This window comes from uncultured Formosa sp., assembly GCF_947500765.1.
Classification (GTDB): Bacteria; Bacteroidota; Bacteroidia; order Flavobacteriales; family Flavobacteriaceae; genus Formosa.
In genome coordinates, this window is sequence record NZ_CANMTH010000044.1 from 1 (window position 1) to 1,014 (window position 1,014).

1 protein-coding gene is annotated in these 1,014 nt (G+C 30.4%); it reads left to right on the top strand.

Features of this window, described 5'->3' with window-relative positions:
* Nucleotides 1-85: 85 nt before the first annotated feature.
* A complete protein-coding gene (locus Q1B05_RS18520) occupies nucleotides 86-793 on the top strand; it encodes a hypothetical protein (protein ID WP_299782938.1) in 708 nt (235 codons plus the stop codon).
* The last annotated feature ends 221 nt before the right edge of the window (nucleotides 794-1,014 follow it).

Below are 1,014 nucleotides of genomic sequence, written 5' to 3' on the forward strand. Positions count from 1 at the left end.
CTCGCGGATTTTCTATTCGGTTTTTATTTGCTAAATTACGTGCTAAACCACGCAACAAACCATATACAAACACGTTGTAAGCAATATGAGACAAGCCTTTTCAATATCAATTTTACTATTATTACTTGTTTCTTATTCTTGTAAAAACATATCTGATAATGGAATTACAGACAAAACAGAAATTGTGGAATTTAATAGTTGGAGAGACCATTGGGAAAATCCAACTCAAAAAGTAGAATTACTATCCAATTCGAAAATTCACAAACGAATTAAAGAATGTTTAAATGATACTTCCATTGTCGTTTTGACATCGATATTAATAGATGATTTAGAAAGGTATTCTAAAATTAAGTCTTTAGGCGACATAAATAATGACGGAATAAACGACTCAATTTTAGTAATTCCTGAGTTATTTGTCACAAAGAATAATTCTGTTGAAGATGGTGCTTCTATAATATTTACTGATGAAAAAATTCCTCGAATAAGAGTTGATTCGCCTTGTTTGGAAACTAGTTATATTTTTCCCGTATCTGACATTAATAACGACGGAATTACTGAATTAGGAAAATACTATTCATCATGCTCAAGTCGATTTAAAGGTTTAGAATTAATTAGCTTATATCAAAAAGAATGGAACATAAAAGGGCAAGTGACTTTTGATATCTTCTTCGAAGAACCTAAAAAAGAAGAACGAATTGAGAAGATTGAATTGAATAAATTCCGAATGAGAGAAATAACATCTGAAAATACTGATAAAACAATTGATACTTGGAAAACATTTGAAATGAAATAAATACTGCTTACAACACCGTGTATAATTAATTGCTAGGTTCTTCCCTACTTGTGAATATTCCTGCGGAATATTCACAGGTTCGTGAAAGTTTGCTAACTTAGTTGTTTAACCACGCAACTAACCATACACAACAACGTTGTAAGCAATTTTGAGTCGTCCTGAATAAAGGCTACATAATTTTAAACATTATGTACAAAAATGACAAAGTAATTAGACGTTAC